Raw genomic sequence first — 16,419 nt, forward strand, 5'->3', positions numbered from 1 at the left:
ACATCAAGGCCTTATCAATGGCAAGCATCTAAACTAATAATAGCATCAGATGAATTGGTGTTGGCCAAAGTAAATGCCACAACAATAAGAAAATTTAGACAACTAATTTTAGCTTTTCAGGAAGCAATGCAAATGATGCGGTTAGACGCCCAATCAATTCCCCATCGGCCTCAACGGCCAGGTTGAAGTTGTTCATAGCGGTGACCTTGATTTTTTTTGCTTGAACGTAGTGAACTTTCTTTTCCAATAAATGCCTGCCTGAGTAAACCTTTCGCAATTTAATCATGGCAGATAATCGTGTGAAATTTTGAAAAATGACTACGTCTAAAAGATCATCATTGAATTTTGCTGTGGGGGAGACGTGCATACCACCACCAAAATATTGGCCGTTGCAAATGGCGATTAAAAAGATGTTGCTCTCAAAAGGCTCGTTATCATCGAGCTGGATTTTTACCGGAGTGAGTTTGTAGGTTAAAAGGCCTAGTAAGGCGTTAACAAAATAGTTAATTGGACCGCCTAATTTTTTTAGCCATTTGCTGTGGGATGATTGCTCAACCACATGAGCGGACAAGCCGCAGCTGGCAATGTTAATAAAGTAGCGAATTCTCTTGTTTGAGAATGTAATTTTGCCAATGTTGGTCTCTACAGTCTTTTTATGCACTAAGCGGTCCAAAAACTCCGTAACTTTCTGGGGAGGAAATTGGCTGGCAAAATCACCACCACAACCGGAATTAAAATAGGCATAAGTGGTCTTTGGACTGAGCAACTGATCTTGACTGTATAAACCGTTAACTGCCTGACTCAAACTGCCGTCACCACCAATGATTAAAAAATAATCTGGGTTATTTTGCAAAAGAATTCGAGTCAGCTGGACCATATCATCGACTTTATTGCACATACGATAATCGATGCGTTCAAACAGGGCACGAAGACCGGGGAGTAAGATATTCCAAATTTTTTTTCCTCGGCCGCCTCCTGATATGGGATTAATGATTACGGCAATTGAGCTCATAGCAATGCGGCCAGACGGCAGGCTTGATCAATGGCGTGGCGTGCGTCCAATTCCATGGCTTTGAAAGCCCCGCCAATTAAATGTACGGATTTTCCAGCTTCTTTTAAAGAATCATAGAGATCGCGCAATTCAATCTGGCCGGCACAAACAATGACGGAGTCCACATGAATGGTTTCTTTTTTATCATTTATCAGGATGTGTAAACCGGCATCATCGATACGCTCGTATTGAACACCGCCAATCATTCGGACATTTTTATGTTTTAAACTCAAGCGGTGAATCCAGCCCGTTGTTTTTCCAAGCCTCTTGCCATGTTTTTCATTCTTTCGCTGCAGTAAATAAACTTGGCGTTTGCTGGGTGACATTTTTGCAGGCTTTAAACCCCCTCGATGTTCCATGTTTAAATCAATTCCCCACTCCTCATAAAAGGAATTATTTTGGCCGTCTTGCGGGTGAGTGAGCCATTCTGCAACATCAAAACCAATTCCCCCCGCACCAATTACTGCAACCCGATCCCCCGGAGCTTTTTTCCCCTGAATCAAATCAATATAACTCATCACTTTTGGGTGATTAATGCCATCGATATCAGGAACACGAGGCAAAATTCCTGTTGCCAAAATGATTTCATCATAATCTTTCAGAAGCTCTGGATTAGCTTGGCAATTCAAACGAATGTCCACCTGGAATTGAGTCAATTGGTGATGAAAATATGCAATCGTATGTTGAAAATCTTCTTTACCAGGAATACTTTTTGCTAAATTGAATTGGCCACCCAATTGTTCGTTTTTTTCAAACATTGTGACTTTATGCCCACGTTCCGCTGCAACCGCTGCAAAAGCCAAACCAGCAGGGCCTGCACCCACGACAGCAATGTTTTTGGGATGTAATACCGCTTCATAAACCAATTCGGTCTCGTTACAAGCCCTAGGATTGACAAGACAGGATGCTGCCTTGTTGACAAAAACCCGATCGAGACAGGCTTGATTGCAAGCAATGCAAACGTTTATTCCTTTGCTGTTTCCAGCCTCGGCTTTTTGCGGCAGAAAAGGATCGGCTAAAAAAGGTCTGGCCATTGAAACCATATCTGCAACCCCTTCATCTAATAATGCATTGGCCAGCTCAACGGTATTAATGCGATTGGAGGTAATCACTGGAATTGAAATTTCCGGTTTGAGTTTTTTCGTAATTGCAGTGAAAGCTGCTGTTGGCACCATAGTCGCTATGGTAGGAATTCTTGCCTCATGCCAACCTATCCCGGTATTAATTAAAGTTGCACCCGCTTCCTCAATTGCTTTTGCCAATTGAACCACTTCTTCCCAGCTGCTTCCCTTTTCAATTAAATCCAGCATTGAAAGACGGTAAATAATGATGAACTTGGACCCTACGGCTTCACGTACACTGCGGACCACTTCGACAGGAAAGCGCATGCGGTTGCTGAAACTACCTCCCCATTCATCTTGTCGATGGTTGGTGTGGGCAACGATGAATTGGTTAATCAGATAACCCTCACTTCCCATGATTTCTACGCCATCATAACCCGCAGTTTGAGCCAAACGAGCACAGCGGGCGAAATGTTTGATGGTTTTGATTATTCGTGCTTTCGACATTGTCCACGGTGTAAACGGGCTTATTGGTGATTTCAGGGCAGTGGGAGCCACGACAAAGGGATGATATCCATAACGTCCGGCATGCAGAATCTGCAAGGCTATTTTTCCACCTGAATCATGAACCGTTTGGGTGATTAATTCGTGACGCTGCTGTTCTTTGCTGTTGGTCAATTTTGCTGCAAAAGGCGCTAGTCGTCCGGCACGATTAGGTGCAAAACCCCCGGTTACAATTAGGCCGGCACCACCTAAAGCCCGCTCCTTGTAAAAAGCAGCCAAACGCGATAAATCCTTTTTGTCTTCTTCCAATCCCGTGTGCATTGAGCCCATAAGCAGGCGATTTTTGAGTTGCGTAAAACCTAAATCCAGCGGTTTAAATAAAGCTTTAAAAGGGGTATGTTCAATTTTCAGTTCCATTGAAACAGCTCTCACGACGTTAAAGACTAAAGTATAATGCTTTTCACAGAGATTATCACAGAGTAAGTTGTGCTAAGAGTAAATGTTGTTCAAAAATTATTTGGGCATTGGTAAAAAAATTTTATAAGTCTTTTCAGACTATTAGAGTGTTCAATAACCCTAATTTGGATTTTAAGATTCCCACTGAGTATGGAAAAAATTGATCCTTGAATTGTTTCCCTATATAATTTGGGAATTTTTCTATTCAAAATCAAACAATTAGGTGAAAAATGAGAACCCTATTAACTTGCTTTATCCTGCTTTTTGCTGGATTTGCAGTTGCTAAACCCTTGAATCAAATCGTTGTTTTTGGCGATAGCTTATCAGACAATGGCAATCTTTATGAGCATATGCATAAAAAATTGCCTCAGTCACCCCCATATTATGAAGGCCGATTTACCAATGGGCCTGTTTGGGTAGAGCGGCTGACCGAGGCTTATTTCCCTGGCGCTATTAAAGAGCATCTATCGGATTATGCTTTTGGTGGAGCGGGCGTTTCTGAAGATCCGGAAGATGATACGCTCTTCACTTTAAAAAAAGAAATTGATACTTATTTCTTAGCCCACAACGATAAAGCAGATGAAAATAGTCTCTTTATAATTTGGATTGGTGCTAATAATTATCTGGGAATCCCAGATGATACTGAAGAAGCTTTGAATCAGGTGAAGGAAGGGATATCTCACGGCCTGAAGCGTTTGGCTGATGCCGGTGCAAAGCATATCTTAATCGTTAATATGCCTGATTTAGGCAAAACTCCGATTGCCTCGGCGTTTGATTCAGAAGAAATATTAACATCCATAACTCAAAAGCATAATCAGTATCTGGAAGCAAGCATCAAGTCCTTGCGAGAAGCCTATCCGGAAGTCCAGTGGCTTTACTATGATGTTAATGGCATAGTGAACGATCTCATCAGTTCACCCGAGCAGTTTGGTTTTAATAATATCAAAGACACTTGCTATGAGATCATGGTTGATAAACCTTCCAGCAAGACGGTGTTAAGAATGGCTGCTCAAATTAGTCCAAAAGAAGGTTCAGACGTATGCCAAGGTTATTTATTTTTTGATCCAGTGCATCCAACAGGACCAGCTCACCAAATTATGGCAGACCGAGCACGAAGTTTCCTGGATGCAGAAGGCGTCGAATTTTCATCCTAAGCGCTTCTAGTACTTTGGGCAGGGAAATTGCTTAATATAGCAAACCTCATAATGTGTATGGAGGTTTGCTATGCGTTTTTTGTTGGGTTTTGGCTTGTTATTTTTTTTGAATTTCGCCGAAGTTGCTGCAGCCAGTTTAGACATTTTGGCCAAGCAGCAAAAAATCGCAGTACCTTATATGGTTTTTAAAGGCAAGAGGCAAAGAGGTGCCGTCGTTATTGTCAATTCTGAGGAAAAAACGCAAGGCTCGGAATTTATTGACGAATTAGGCGAAAATTTAACCACTCTCGGGTGGTCAGTAGCCGTACTAAAAAGCAGTTTGCAAATACAGACTGTTTCCTGGATTGAACAATTAGTTGCCACACTTTCCGCATTACAGAAAAACAACGATAGGGTTATAGTCATACACTACGGTTCTAAGCTGCAAAATGCTGTTGATTATTTCTCAAAGCCTCAATCCAAACAACCCAATGGTATGATACTCCTATCCGCTTTTGATGAGCAAAGAACAACAGACGCAGAATTTATTAATAAAATACCTTTCCCTTTATTCGATATCACTGGGCAGTGGGATTACAATCCTGTGCTGGATCAGGCCGTGCATCGTAAAAAACATTGCAAAAAAATTGCCTATCTCGCTCGACAATTACCTGGCGCGGGTCATGATTACGCTTATAATCGAGAAATATTAATTGCCAATATTCATGGCTGGATGAAAAAATTAGAACTTAACACTCGTGAAAAGCCGCCAATCCTACTCGAAAAAGGGCAAAATACCGTTCATTAACTCACGGTAAATTCTTCCATTCAAATTACAGCAGTAACAAGTTGGGTGATTTTTTACATTTGCAGCTTAAATTTCAAATCCCATACATCTGCATTAATTTTTACTTTACCCGTGGTAAACGGCATGTCTCGGCCATTAAGGGGTAAGAAATTATTAATATTTGTATTGGAAATCACATGCCCATACAACAATTCCACCGTAGTCATTTTACTTAGATGATAATCGGCTGCCAAGGCCAAAAAATACTGCGTGTCTGATGGAAAATTAATCGTTCGTAGGCGATCGCGCTCAGGACCATCGTCAATAAGACCAATTAAAGTCAAGCCTAAATGTTCACTGTATTGATGCCGAACTGCCGCTGAATAGGCCCAAGAAGTACCATAATGCATCGTAAAAACAAAATTTGGCCCAAATGGTGGGGGAGCTGCTGTGTTGTTTATTCTGGCAAACTGATTAATGGCCCACTCAGTGGCAAATATTTGCCCGCTGGCCAGCCATTTTTGGTTAAACATATGCACGTAATTTAACACGGTTGTCGGAGGAAAATTAAAAGTAAAACTAAGGTTATTATTCACATTGCCATTGAAAAGGCTTTCTCCTCTTGTTCTTTGTTTGATGGAGGAGTAACGTGTTATACCCAAAAAATTGCTTTTATTGATGATGTAGTAAGCTCCGGCGTCCCAACCAATGCCCATGCTTGAGCTGCGATTAATGAGCGTATCATACTGCGTTTGATTGATAGGCAGTGCCCAGTTGGTTTCATTATCTTTTAAAAAGTTAAAGTTTAATCCTGCACCCACAGTCAGTTGTGGGATAATGCTGTAAGCAAAGCGTGGGCTAACATCGGTGTCAGTCATCAATGTTTCGGTTGATGCATAGCGAGTAACTTCATGTCTTCCCCAAATCAAATTAGAATGAAAAGGTTGGGTGACGTCCACGCCAAGAACCAATTTGTCATTAATGCGATTTGCAATGCGGCCATAGGGTAAGAGGCTAAATCGTCTAGAGGCACTTACGCCACTGTCGTACTGAAAACTGTTAAAGTTTAAAACACTGCCTGAGAACTGAATATCTGCATAAAAACCAGTTCCCCCGATCCAGAATTCATTTTTTTTAACTTTAAATAATTCTGCCGGATTGCTATAGCTGATTCCAGCAAAATATTGCAAAACGTTGGCTTGCGCAGTCAGACTGATGAAACTAAAAACTAAAGTAGATGTATAACGCATAATGATTCAGTCGTTAAACAAATGCTGGCATGGCGACATCAATGCCAGCACTTGAATTTATGGTTGTGTCGTGGATGCAGGAACGGTAACCGTAGTGCTGGATGTCCCGGGTACTGTTTGCTCAAGAGGTTTTCGTGGAACGGCGATCATTTGCATGATACCTAAATCTCCAGAAACTTTTCTGCCAATTAATAAATTAACCATGAGAGATTGGGTTAGTTTTTGTTGGTCATTTTGATAAACAACCTGCAAAGGAACATTGACCTTCCACTGGTTCTCTTTTACCTCGGTAATTTGTAAAGGGCCACTGACCATACTGCTTACCATTAACTTTTGATTTTTAATGGCATCCAAATTTCCTGACTTTTGCAAAGCATCATTAAAACCTTGCCAGCCCAAATCCGTATAACAAGGCTTTAAAGCAGCCAATTGGGAATCCATTGTGGTATTATCAAAGTCAAAAGATTGCGCAGCAGCATTCCCTGCCCATTGCAGCACGATGGATTTATCCACATGAGTCGTTTCAGCAGGGATGTGATAATTGCAATCCATTTTAGGAGCATTGATTTTCTGAATGGATATTGAGGTTTTTGCCGTGGGTACCGGTACTGTTGCAGGCTGGGTGGTAATGGTTGTGGTAGCAGGTTGAGTGGTAATGGTTGTCGTTTGTTGCGTTTGAGCGGGAACAACCTGCGGGGTGGTTGTTACTGTGGTTGCTGGTGCTGAGCTGTTTTGAATGGCAGTGCCTTGAGTGGTCGTGGTGGTCTGTGTGCCTGTTTGTGTAGAAGTCGCTTGCGCGGGTGCTTGAGTTTGGGTAGTCACTGTTTGTGAGCCCGTTGTTTGAGTGCCTTGAGTATTGTTTGGTGCAGCGCCTTGTGCTGCAAGTACTTGTTTAGGCTGCAAATCATTGCTGGCTAAATTTAAACTTCCTGCTTGTGCAGAGGAAGCCAATATCTCATGGCTGAGATTCACAGTATCCATTGCAGCGTTGGTGTTAGCGCTTGAAAAAACTAGTAATCCTGCATATAGCATGGATTTGTTCATTGCAATACTCCTTGCATTAGTAGTAATCCAATAATTCTGCCACCAGATTTGCAGCCAATCGTGCTGTTTTATGATTCTGATCCAGTGGAGGTGAGAGTTCAGCCACATCAAAACTTACAACTTTGCCAGTTTGTAAGATGTATTTCAATAAAGTTAATGCTTGCCAGGGTGTCATGCCTAAAGCTTGTGGCGCACTTACAGCAGGGGCAAAGCATTCAGCAAATACATCCATGCAAATCGTCAAATAAATATAATCGTGACTTAGCAAAAAGTCATCAAGAAATGCAATTTGCCAGGCTAAGCTTTTTGTATTGATCTGTTCAGCGGTTAAGTAAGTGACATCCAGTTCATCGGCGATTTTAAATAGGCTCTCAGTATTACCCACAGGTTGTATACCCAGGCAACAATAGTTGAATGGCAACTGATTTTGACGGCAATATTGTGCTATTTGCAGAAAAGGAGTGCCTGAAGTTGCTTGATTATCCTTCAGTGGCCTTAAATCAAAATGGGCATCAAAATTGATGATCGCCAATTTGGGATAATTGGCTGTTAAACCTAAATAATGAGCCCAGGCTATTTCATGGCCACCACCGAAGGCAATCGTTTTATATCCTGATGATTTTGCATATTGAATTAACTGTGCAAATTCACTCTGGGCTAACTCCAATTCTTCACCCTGGCAAACTATATTGCCTATATCAATCAGATTTTTACTCTTGTGGCAGGGCAACTTGGCCAACTGCTCTCGAATACTCATCGGCCCCTCTTTGGCTCCAGGACGTCCTTCATTTCGCCTGATGCCTTCATCACTGCAGAATCCGAGAAATGCAATACCTTGCTGATTGGTTGCTAATGATTGCGATTGAAGGTTAATCAAGTTGACTCTTTGAAAAAAACGTTCTCCGGGCAAGCTGTCTTTGCGTCCTCGCCAAAGAGAAGCATCTGGTGGAAGATACCCTTGAACATCCTTTAACATGCTTTGTCCTATTGGATAGTATCCAAGAAAATTAAGAAAAGAAAGTTTATAGAAATAAGTGCAAAAAAAACAGAGGTTTATGATTTCAGATTTCGAACGTTAATTAAGGCAAATTAATTTGCAAAGCTAAAATTTTTTGAAATTAAAATTGTTATTTGCTCAGACTCTTCTTCTGCATGGCATGCACTGGTTTTTACTTCTGTGCTGTTGATGATTTAACTTGCAGATTTTGATGTCTAATACTTGTTTAGACGGAGTTGCATGAGGCATCACAATTCTCTGACTACATTACAATGAAGGCCTGCATTCAGAACTTATAACAACAAAAAACAAGTTCACTTAAGCGATAGCTAATTTTCAGTCAAAACGACAGTTCTTTATCTAAATTTCTGCCAATTCATTGGAATGTCTGCTATTATCGAGCCGCACTTATCTTTGTCTGTTGCATGAGCATTCACTCAATTAGTCGCAGGCTAAAGTGAGAAAGTCGGTTCGTATACTCTTTCACAACTAGGAGAATACTGTGTTTGTAATTACTGGTGGCGGAACTGGAATTGGTCGTGCGCTGGCTAGGGCTTTGGCTGAGCGCGGAAAAAAGGTTTTAATTGTGGGCCGTCGAAAAGAACCTTTAATTGAAACAGCGGCCTTCTCACCCTTGATTGCCTTTCTCTGTGCGGATGTGGCTACCCATGAAGGGAGAGCAAGTGTAGCAGCCGAGTTACAAAATATTATTTCTTTCGCGGGATTAATTCATAATGCTGCAACTATTGAACCCATTGCGCCTATGGCAACCGTTGATGAACATTCATGGCAACACACCCTGGATACCAATCTCAATGCCCCGTTATTTTTAAGTCAATTACTGCTTGATAAATTAAAGCATGGCCGCGTCTTGCATATTGGTTCAGGAGCAGCTTACTTTCCTATTACAGGCTGGTCAGCATATTGCGTTTCCAAAGCGGCTTTGTCGATGTTAACCCGTTGTTGGCAAATGGAAAGCCGAACAACTGCCTTTGCGAGTGTTATGCCCGGTATTATTGACACGGACATGCAAGAGATCATTCGTCAAGCCCGCTTTATGGATGAGGAAAAGCGGGAGTTCTTTCTAACCTTAAAATCAGAAAAGCGCCTCATCTCAACCGAAACAGTGGCTTTATTTTTAAGCTGGCTGCTGCTTGATGTGAGCAAAGAGCAATTCATCTCGCAAGAGTGGGACATTTACGATAAAAGCCACCATAACTCTTGGCTTGTTGAGCCTCATCAAGTTCCAGAGTTGGAGTAAGGATGCAAGCTTGCGACCGTCTCTTATTGAATGCGAAAACCTTAAGCGCCCAAGGTGAAGAACTCCCTCAACAGGCCATTGCTATCGCTAATGGTTTAATTGCCTGGTGTGGCCCTATGATGGACTTGCCCCAGGAATACATACAACATGCAACGGCTATTCATGAATGTGAGAATGAGCTGGTTACACCTGGACTTATCGATTGTCATACCCATTTAGTCTATGCTGGCGACCGCGCCCATGAATTCAGGTTGCGCCTGGAAGGCAAAACTTATGCTGAGATTGCGCAATCAGGTGGTGGAATCTTATCGACAGTCAAGCAAACACGCGCTGCTTCTTTAGGAGAACTGATTGAGCAATCCTTGCCGAGGATTTTGGCCATGCGGGCTCAGGGTGTCACGACAGTAGAAATTAAGTCGGGCTATGGTCTGGATTTAAAAAATGAAATCAAAATGCTTAGGGCGGCAAAGGAGTTGGGTAGTTTAAGTGGCCTTCGTGTTTGTACGACTTTTCTCGGCGCCCATTGCGTGCCACCTGAGTTTCAAACTGATGCCCAATCCTATGTCAATTTTTTATGCGCGGAACTAATTCCTGCTATTGCTGACTCAGGCCTGGCTGATGCAGTGGATGTGTTTTGTGAGTCGATTGCCTTTAATCTGTCGCAAACGGAACAAATTTTTCAAAAAGCCCAGGATTGTTCTTTAGCCATCAAATGTCATGCTGAGCAACTCTCCAATTTGGGTGCAAGCAAATTGGCGGCACGCTATTCAGCATTGTCTTGCGATCACCTGGAGTTCCTGGATGCCGAAGGTGCTGCTGAAATGGCTCAAAGTGGTACTGTGGCAGTTCTTCTACCTGGGGCTTTTTATTTTTTAAAAGAAAATCGCAAGCCTCCGATTGAATTGCTAAGAGAAAAATCCGTGGGTATTGCCATTGCAACGGATGCCAACCCAGGTTCATCGCCCACGACGTCTTTACCTCTAATGATGAATATGGCTTGTCAACTGTTTAATCTTGGAATAGCTGAAGCCTGGTCTGCTGTTACTTATCAAGCAGCCAGGGCTCTCGGATTGGCCGGTCAAATTGGCGAAATTGCCGTAGGGAAGGCGGCGGATTTGGTTCGCTGGTCAGTCACTGATAGTTCTGCACTTTGTTATTATTTTGGTCATCAAATTGAGCACAGCAGTATGATTGCTGGTGAATGGTTAAGTCAATAAAACATTAGGAGCAACAGAATGCAAAAAAATATATTGGCTGCGATTGTAATTTTTAGCTGTTTCTTTTCTACAGTTTGGGCAAACGAACCCAAAACTGTTGCGGTGAAAAAAGAAACAAACACGTTTGATCTCGATCTTAAGTACCCGCAAGGTTTTGCGAATGAAACAATCGATGAGACGGTGAAGAAATTCATCAATGAAACACAACAGGCCGACGCCAATCCCGATGCAAACGAGGATGTTAATGCTCCTGGGAAAAACAGTCTTTATGTTGATTATAAAATTAAATTTCAAACCAAAACTGCAGTGAGCTTGTTGTTTACTGTTTCAGTCAATCACCGCGGAGCGGCACATCCAAATAACAGCGTTAAAACTTTTAATTTCCTTAATGGCCAAGAAATCAGTTTGTCCGACTTGTTCAAGTCAGACAGTAACTACTTGAAAAAAATCTCAACTTTGAGTCGGGCTGAGCTCATTAAGAAAAAAATATCGGATGACAATTGGATCATCAGTGGCACCAGCCCCAAAGAAGACAACTACCGAAACTGGTATTTCACTGAAAAGGGTTTAACCATTGTTTTTGACACCTATCAAGTTGCTGCTTACGTATATGGCCCACAAGAAATTGAAATTGCAAAACCCACGTTGATACATCTTTTACGCCCCGAAATAGCCAAATTGGTGTGGGGTAATGCATGAACGAAACCGCTCCTTTTATCAGTGCGGATAAAAAAATCGCCGAATTAACGGTTCGCAGTATCATTTTAGCCGTCATTCTTACTGTTTTATTGGCTTTATCCAATGCCTATCTGGCTTTAAAACTGGGTATTTTGACGTCAGCTTCTATTCCTGCGGCCATTATTTCAATGGGGGTTTTACGTTTTTTTAAAAACGCTACCATTCTTGAAAACAATGCAGTGCAAACAGCCGCATCAGCGGGTGAAGCGGTTGCGGGTGGTATTGTTTATACCATCCCTGCGCTGGTCATCATTCGCTATTGGGATGGCTTTGATTACCTAACTAATTTTTTTATTGCAGCAATTGGAGGAATTCTTGGTGTTTTATTTTCCATCCCTTTAAGGAGGGTTTTGGTCAATGAACCGATTTTAAGATTCCCCGAAGGAAAAGCCATTGCCGAGGTTTTAAAATCATCAGCCGAGAAAGCTGGTATTCGCGACATCTTTCTTGGTGGAGCCGTGGGGGCTTTTCTCGAGCTTTTGCAAACTGGTTTTAAGGTCGTTGCCAACAGTTGGAGCTATTGGTTTACATTTAAACGATCGCTGTTTGGTTTTGGAATTGGTTTTTCTGCGACCATGATTGGAGCTGGCTATTTAGTGGGTCATGAGATGGCAATCAGTATTTTCCTTGGTGCCATCATTTCCTGGTTGATTGCCATGCCCATTGTCAGCCAGTTTTATCCTCAATTTATTGAGCAATACAGCCCCGATCAGGCATCTGTCTTCCTTTGGAACAGCGAAATGCGTTATTTGGGTATAGGGGCAATGCTGTTTGCTGGTACCTGGACTTTTCTTAAGTTAGTAAGACCATTATTGAAAAGCATGAGCCTATCCTTTTCTGCCTTTATGGCAAAGAGCCATTCAGAAAAGCAACTTCCGCGAACAGATAAAGACATACCCATGCCTTTTATTCTGATCGCTGTTTTAATCATGGCTGCAGTTCTTTTCTTGTTTTTCCAATTTATTTTCCCCTTGGAAGAAGTGGGTTTTGATGGTGATTTTGCGCCCAGCGTTGTTTTCGGTGGCGTTTTATATGTGTTGATTATAGGTTTTCTGTTTTCTGTGATTACTGCTTATTTTTCGGGAATGGTCGGTGTGACTGCAAGCCCGGGAAGTTCTGTAGTTATTGCAGGCATGTTATTTGCGGCTTGGGTGTTGTTGACCGCGATGAACCATTTTTTCCCTTTGCCCCTCAGCAATGGCCAAATTAGGGCAGCTGAAGCCATTACCATCGTTATTGGTTCAGTGGTCACTGGTATTGCGGCTATTGCCAATGATAATACTCAAGATTTGAAAGTGGGACAACTCGTTGGAGCAACACCCTGGAAACAACAAGTCATGCTTTTACTTGGAGTGGTCATTTCCTCTTTAGTAATCCCTCCGGTCATGCAGATTTTATTTGATGTTTACGGCATAGCAGGCGTTATGCCTCATGAGGGAATGGATCCAAGTCAATCACTACCTGCTCCTACAGCCGCTTTGATGGCCGCAATCACCGAGGCAGTATTTCGCAATACACTGCCATGGATGATGATGTTTTTTGGTGCGGCAATCATTTTGTTGATTATTCTCTGCAATCGCTTATTCCAGTTAGAACGCGTGATTAAACTATCAATTCTTGGCATTGCAATAGGGATGTATTTGCCATTGGCTTCTTCATTCCCATTATTTTTGGGAGGAATGATTGCTTTAGTTGTGCAATGGCGACTAAATAAACGTCGTTTGGATGAAGAGGAAAAAATCCATCGCAAACAACGTGGCGTCCTCATCGCTTGTGGTTTAGTTGCCGGCTCGGCTTTAATTGATGTAATACTGGCTATTCCATTTTCAATTTTGCAAACTCCCGATGCACTTAACCTTGTTGGTCAAGGTTGGACCCCCTATGGCATCCTGCTTGCCGTAATTTCCACTCTATCCCTGGCTATCTGGATAGGTAATCGCGTTTGCCAAAAGAGCTTAAATTAATTGCTGAGGGCCGCATTGCGGCCCACGTCGCTGTGTATCAAAGGATGATGGCTGCCTAAGCAGAAGACTAGGCTGAATGAAGGAAATGAGGATTATTGAAATTTCCAACTTACTTAAAAGATTTATTCACAAAGGATTGGATTGAGCGAAAGCAAGGTTTAAAGCCTTGCTTCCTTAAGGAAAACTAGAGGGATTCAACCGTTTTTTTATGCTCCAGCAACTTGTCTTTAGCAATTTTGGCTTGTGCAAGCTTGTCTTGTTCCTTGGCGATAATTTCCGCTGGAGCATTATCTATAAACTTAGCATTACCAAGCTTGTTTTCTGCGAGAGAAATGTCTTTATCCAGCTTGGCTAACTCTTTGCTTAATCGCGATAATTCCGCTTCCTTGTCGATTAAACCTGCCATAGGTATGAGCAGTTCAAGATCACCTACCACCGCAGTGGCAGATACGGGGGTGGTATCCGCTTCTTCCATGCAATGGATATGAGTTAATTTGCTTAAAGACAGCAAAGTACTGCGATATTTCTCGACACGGGCTTTGATGGTTTCATTCGCGTTCTTTAAGTAAAGCGGAATAAGCTTGGCTGGAGAAATAGTCATTTCACTGCGGATGGTGCGCACGGATTGAATTACGGTTTTGAGCCAGGATATTTCTTCTTCAACTTCAGGGTTAATAAACTCTCGATTTACCTCAGGATAGGCACTAAGCATAATGGTTTCACCATTCATGCTGGTTAGTTTACTAGTCCGTTGCCAAATTTCTTCGGTAATGAAAGGTATAATTGGATGTAGAAGTTTTAGAATTTGATCCAGCACATGAATTAAGGTACGGCGAGTCCCTCTCTTCATTGAACCTAATGCCTGATTATCGTAGAGCACAGATTTTGATAATTCCAGATACCAATCGCAGTACTCATGCCATACGAATTCATAGAGAGTATTCGCCAATAAATCAAAACGATAAGTCTCAAAATAATGATGAACTTGTTCTATCGCTCGCTGTAATTTAGATAGTATCCATTGATCGGCTGGGCTGTATTGAAAAGCACCATCACCAAAATCAACTTGCTCTTCGTCGGTGTTTTGCAAAACATAACGAGAGGCATTCCACAATTTATTGCAAAAATTGCGATAGCCTTCAACACGGCCCATGTCGAAACGCACATTTCTACCCGTTGACGCCAGGGAGCAGAAGGTAAATCGTAGAGCATCACTTCCAAAGGCAGCGATGCCTTCTGGAAACTCCTTGCGCGTTGCCTTTGCAATCTTGTTGCGCACTGAGTTCAACATCAGGTTGGACGTTCGTTTGGCAACCAGGCTTTCAAGATCAATGCCATCAATGATGTCGATGGGATCAAGCACATTGCCTTTGGATTTAGACATCTTTTGACCTTCGCTATCGCGAATCAGTCCTGTGATAAACACATCCTTAAATGGAACCTTACCTGTAAACTTAAGGCCCATCATGATCATGCGGGCAACCCAAAAGAAAATAATATCAAATCCAGTTACGAGAACGGATGTGGGGTAGAATTGCTCAAATTCCGGCGTTTTTTCTGGCCATCCCAGAGTAGAAAAAGGCCATAATGAAGAAGAAAACCAGGTATCGAGGACATCTTCATCTTGCTTTAGAGTTACAGAATCATCCAGCTTGTATTTAAACCGCACATCATTTTCACTGTAGCCAACATAGACATGGCCATGGCTATCGTACCAGGCTGGTATCCGATGTCCCCACCAGAGTTGACGGCTAATGCACCAATCTTCAATATTCTCCATCCATTGGTAATAGGTTTTTGTCCAATTTTCTGGGATAAAACGTATTTCTCCCTTTCTGACCACTTCAATGGCCGGTTCCGCCAGAGATTTAATTTTGACATACCACTGATCAGTCAGTAGAGGTTCAATGATTACGCCGGATTTCTCGCCACGAGGAACTTTTAACTTATGGGGTTCTGTCTTTACCAGCAAACCGGCATTTTCCAAATCTTGAATGATCTGCTCGCGGGCAACGAACCGATCCATGCCTTGATAGTTAACCGGTGCATTTTTGTTAATCGTGGCTTTTTTGGTCAAGATGTTGATCAAGGGCAGCTTATGTCTTTTGCCGATTTCATGATCATTAAAATCATGTGCCGGAGTTATTTTGACACAACCGCTTCCAAATTCTTGTTCAACGTATTCATCAGCAATAATGGGAATGATGCGATCAGTCAGTGGTAAACGGATTTGCTTGCCGATAAGGTGTTTGTAGCGGGCGTCTTCGGGATGGACGGCAACGGCTGTATCCCCTAACATGGTTTCAGGCCTGGTAGTGGCAACCACCAGGAATTCATCGGAGTCCATCAAAGGATAGCGGATGTGCCATAAGAAGCCATCTTCTTCCTCTGAAATAACCTCTAAATCGGATACGGCTGTACCCAATTTTGGATCCCAATTGACTAAGCGGGTACCACGATAGATTAGACCTTCATCATAAAGCTGAACAAATACTTTTTGTACCGCGGCGGATAAACCCTCATCCATGGTAAAGCGTTCACGTGACCAGTCCACAGAGGAGCCAATGCGCCGCATTTGCTTGGTGATTTGATTTCCTGATTCCTCTTTCCAGCGCCAAACCCGTTCCAGAAATTGCTCACGAGACATTTCTCGGCGGGACATGCCTTCGGCTTCAAGCTGTCGTTCGACAACGAGTTGGGTGGATATCCCTGCGTGGTCAGTGCCAGGCTGCCAAAGGGTTTTGTCGCCGCGCATTCGGTGATAGCGGATTAAAGCATCCATCAGGGTGTTTTGAAATCCGTGTCCCATGTGCAAACTGCCGGTAACATTCGGAGGTGGCAGCATGATGCAATAACTTCTACCATCGCCATGTGGTACAAAGTAATTGTGGCTTTCCCAATTTTCATAACATGCTTGCTCAATCGCATGCGGGGAGTAAGTCTTTTCCATGTTTAA

General features: G+C 42.5%; 12 protein-coding genes. 6 read left to right on the forward strand and 6 right to left on the reverse strand.

Annotation, left to right across the window (positions count from 1 at the left end):
- Positions 1–94: 94 nt before the first annotated feature.
- Both EL203_RS03870 and EL203_RS03875 read right to left on the reverse strand, forming a co-directional pair.
- A complete protein-coding gene (locus tag EL203_RS03870) occupies positions 95–1,012 on the reverse strand; it encodes a diacylglycerol/lipid kinase family protein (RefSeq protein WP_058470430.1) in 918 nt (305 codons plus the stop codon).
- Entirely contained in the window at positions 1,009–3,033 is a 2,025-nt protein-coding gene (locus EL203_RS03875; protein WP_058470429.1) for an NADPH-dependent 2,4-dienoyl-CoA reductase, read from the reverse strand. Before EL203_RS03875 ends, EL203_RS03870 begins: the two co-directional genes overlap by 4 nt.
- A gap of 269 nt (positions 3,034–3,302) precedes the next feature.
- On the opposite strand from EL203_RS03875, the gene plaA reads away from it, so the two are divergent.
- Positions 3,303–4,226, forward strand: a complete 924-nt coding sequence (gene plaA / locus EL203_RS03880; RefSeq protein WP_058470428.1) for a GDSL family lysophospholipase PlaA — start codon at positions 3,303–3,305, stop codon at positions 4,224–4,226.
- A gap of 70 nt (positions 4,227–4,296) precedes the next feature.
- Complete coding sequence (locus EL203_RS03885; RefSeq protein ID WP_058470427.1) at positions 4,297–5,013, forward strand: hypothetical protein; 717 nt, start codon at positions 4,297–4,299, stop codon at positions 5,011–5,013.
- Positions 5,014–5,066: 53 nt separating this feature from the next.
- On the opposite strand, the gene EL203_RS03890 is transcribed toward EL203_RS03885, so the two are convergent.
- The 3 genes from EL203_RS03890 to hutG are packed head-to-tail and all read right to left on the reverse strand — an operon-like array spanning position 5,067 to position 8,262.
- Complete coding sequence (locus tag EL203_RS03890) at positions 5,067–6,242, reverse strand: OmpP1/FadL family transporter (protein ID WP_058470426.1); 1,176 nt, start codon at positions 6,240–6,242, stop codon at positions 5,067–5,069.
- Positions 6,243–6,299: 57 nt separating this feature from the next.
- The gene (locus EL203_RS14550; RefSeq protein ID WP_232004016.1) at positions 6,300–7,286 is read right to left on the reverse strand and encodes a DotI/IcmL family type IV secretion protein; all 987 of its coding nucleotides are present in this window, start codon (positions 7,284–7,286) and stop codon (positions 6,300–6,302) included.
- 16 nt (positions 7,287–7,302) lie between these two features.
- A complete protein-coding gene (gene hutG / locus EL203_RS03900) occupies positions 7,303–8,262 on the reverse strand; it encodes a formimidoylglutamase (RefSeq protein WP_058470425.1) in 960 nt (319 codons plus the stop codon).
- 523 nt (positions 8,263–8,785) lie between these two features.
- Between hutG and EL203_RS03905 the strand changes: the two genes are divergently transcribed.
- From EL203_RS03905 to EL203_RS03920, 4 genes are read left to right on the forward strand one after another with little or no spacing between them, the layout of a single operon-like run.
- Positions 8,786–9,544 (forward strand): SDR family NAD(P)-dependent oxidoreductase, encoded by a 759-nt coding sequence (locus tag EL203_RS03905; protein WP_058470424.1) that lies wholly within the window; start codon positions 8,786–8,788, stop codon positions 9,542–9,544.
- Between the two features lie 2 nt (positions 9,545–9,546).
- Positions 9,547–10,761, forward strand: coding sequence for an imidazolonepropionase (gene hutI, locus EL203_RS03910; protein WP_058470423.1), 1,215 nt, complete (start codon positions 9,547–9,549; stop codon positions 10,759–10,761).
- Positions 10,762–10,779: 18 nt separating this feature from the next.
- A complete protein-coding gene (locus EL203_RS03915; RefSeq protein ID WP_058470422.1) occupies positions 10,780–11,460 on the forward strand; it encodes a DUF3298 and DUF4163 domain-containing protein in 681 nt (226 codons plus the stop codon).
- Positions 11,457–13,463, forward strand: a complete 2,007-nt coding sequence (locus EL203_RS03920) for an OPT family oligopeptide transporter (RefSeq protein ID WP_058470421.1) — start codon at positions 11,457–11,459, stop codon at positions 13,461–13,463. Before EL203_RS03915 ends, EL203_RS03920 begins: the two co-directional genes overlap by 4 nt.
- 184 nt (positions 13,464–13,647) lie before the next feature.
- On the opposite strand, the gene EL203_RS03925 is transcribed toward EL203_RS03920, so the two are convergent.
- A complete protein-coding gene (locus EL203_RS03925) occupies positions 13,648–16,413 on the reverse strand; it encodes a valine--tRNA ligase (RefSeq protein WP_058470420.1) in 2,766 nt (921 codons plus the stop codon).
- Positions 16,414–16,419 lie beyond the last annotated feature (6 nt).

The sequence above is a fragment of the Legionella jordanis genome (assembly GCF_900637635.1).
Taxonomy (GTDB): domain Bacteria; phylum Pseudomonadota; class Gammaproteobacteria; order Legionellales; family Legionellaceae; genus Tatlockia; species Tatlockia jordanis.